Source organism: Streptomyces sparsus (assembly GCF_054776295.1).
On the sequence record NZ_BAAHCA010000801.1, the window covers coordinates 1 to 2300 of the forward strand.

The 2300-nt window shown below is 73.6% G+C and carries 3 protein-coding genes; all 3 read right to left on the reverse strand.

Going from position 1 to position 2300, the window contains the following annotated elements:
* Positions 1 to 905 (reverse strand): PadR family transcriptional regulator (locus tag ACYVE9_RS23545; RefSeq protein WP_461029901.1); only part of this gene is annotated, 905 nt, incomplete at its 3' end.
* 1 nt (position 906) lies between these two features.
* A complete protein-coding gene (locus ACYVE9_RS23550; protein ID WP_461029902.1) occupies positions 907 to 1797 on the reverse strand; it encodes a DUF4097 family beta strand repeat-containing protein in 891 nt (296 codons plus the stop codon).
* A 240-nt stretch (positions 1798 to 2037) separates the two neighbouring features.
* Positions 2038 to 2217, reverse strand: a complete 180-nt coding sequence (locus ACYVE9_RS23555; protein WP_461029903.1) for a DUF6104 family protein — start codon at positions 2215 to 2217, stop codon at positions 2038 to 2040.
* Positions 2218 to 2300: the final 83 nt, after the last annotated feature.

A 2300-nucleotide genomic window follows, 5' to 3' on the forward strand; every position in this document is an offset into this window, starting at 1 on the left:
CCTGCTGTCGCCTGCTCGGTGCCGCGGTTTTCCGCCCCCGGCTGGCCCTCCGCCCCCGGCCGGCCCTCCGCCGCCGACTGCTCGGGGGCGGTCTCGGGATCGGCGCAGCCGTACGGCTGCCAGACTCCGGCCCGGCCGGTGAGCCGGCCCAACGCGCCCATCTCCTTGCTGAGTTCCGCCATGCCCTCGCGTACCGCGCGCTGCCAGTCGCCAGCCTGGGCGTGCGACTGGACCTGCTCCTGCACCTGGCGGGCGATGCGGCGCACCTCCTCCTGGGCCTCCCGCTGCGCGTGGTGGCGGGCCTGCGCGGCGTCCTCCTTGGCCCTGCGGCTCTCCGCCCTGGCGCGGCGCGCCTGCTCCTTCCACTCGTGCTTGGCGCGGCGCATCTCCTCCTTCGCCTGCCGCCAGGCCTCGGTGTCCCCCCAGGAGCCGCCGAAGGCCCCGCCTTCGCCGAACGCCCCGGCCCCGCCGGCCTCCTGGGCCTCCCCGGTGGGCTTCGGGTCACCGCTCTCGGTGTGCCGGGCACGGCGCGCCGCCTCCCGCATCTCGCGGCGGACCTCGCTGGCCGTGCCGCGCACGTCCTCCCGGATCTCCCGGGCCAGCGCGGCCAACGACTCGTGGATCTCCATCTCCAGTTCGGCGAGTTCGGCCCGGCGGTCGGCGAGTTCGGCACGACCGGCGTCGGTGATGGAGTACACCTTGCGTCCGCCCTCGGTGGTGTGGCTGACCAGCCCCTCGGCGGAGAGTTTCGCCAACCTGGGGTAGACCGTGCCGGCGGACGGCGCGTACAGGCCCTGGAAGCGCTCCTCCAGCAGCCGGATCACCTCGTAGCCGTGGCGGGGGGCTTCGTCGAGCAGCTTCAGCAGGTAGAGGCGCAGTCGGCCGTGGGCGAAGACAGGAGGCATGTCAGACGTCCTTACGCAGAGAGGCGGCGCCGGCCGGGGGAGTGGGGCCGTCGTCGGTGGGTGGGCGTCGCAGCAGCGCCACCGCGCCCGACAGTGAACCGGCCTTGAGGCTGCCGCGACCGGAGCCGAGTGTTCCGGTGACGCGCCTGGTTCCCCAACGCCCGTCGATCCGCAGGTTCTCGAACGCGCAGGACAGGGCGCCACCCTTGGTGCCGGCGTCGACGACCGCGTCCGTGGGATCCGGCAGCCGGATCGCGATGTCACCGGAGACGGTGGTCAGCGTCAGATCGGCTTCGGGGCGCGGGCCGGACGCGGGGTCGGGGACGGCGACGTCCACGAGGACGTCGCCGCTCACCGAGTCGGCGCGGACCGCGCCGCCGCCGCTGTCGACCACGGTGAGGCTGCCGGACACGGACGCGAAGGACAACCGGCCGGTGAGCGCCTGGGCCTCCACGTTGCCGGAGACCGTCTCCGCCCGCACGCTGCTGCCGAGGCCGACCAGTGTCGTGTCACCGGTGACACCGCGCACCTCGGTGGCGCCCTCGATGCCGGACACGACCGCGGTGGCGCCCACCACGCCGATGCGCACCGCGGTGTCCGCGGGTACGGCCACCGTGAGGTCGACGCTGCGGTGCGGGCGCTCGCCTTCCAGCCACTTGAACATGCCCTGCCAGGTGAGGTCCTCGTACGCCACCGTCAGCGTGCCGTCCTCGTGGGTGACGCGCAGCGGTGGACCGTCGATCGCCGAGACCTCGAGTCTGGCCGGGCCCGCGGCGTCGGTGCCGACGATGTTCACCGCGCCGCCCGAGACCCGGACGCGCACCCGCTCGACGGGTCGCTCGAACGTGAGTTTCTGTGGCTCACCGACGGACCACTCGGACCGGTTGGGCACAACGGCCTCCCAGGCTGGACGCGGACGCAACATATCGCGTCTTGTCCTCGACACGATACATCGCGTGTGAGGTGCGTCAAGAGCCGGCCGGGAGGCTGTGGACAGGCCGGATCAGCGCACCTTCCGGAGCCGCGGACGGCCCGGAGCAGACCCGGGCCCGGAGGAGGCCACGGCAACCACCGGCCACAGCAACCGCCGGCCGGGCCAGCCGACGAGCCGGGGCCGCCCCGGCCCCGCCGCCTACTCGTCGTCCTCGTCGTCCAGGCGGGCCAGCCAGGTCGCGAGCCGCTCCACCGGGACCTCGAAGTCCGGGTGCAGGTCGACGAAGGTGCGCATCTGCTCGGCGAGCCAGGAGAAGGTGACCTCCTCCTCGCCGCGCCGGCTCTCCAGTTCCTCGATACCGCGGTCGGTGAAGTACAACGTGCTCTCCGTCGGGGGTGAGTGGACGTGGACGAACGGCGGGGCGGGTCTAAGGCGCCCCGCACCGCGGAGGGGAACCCACC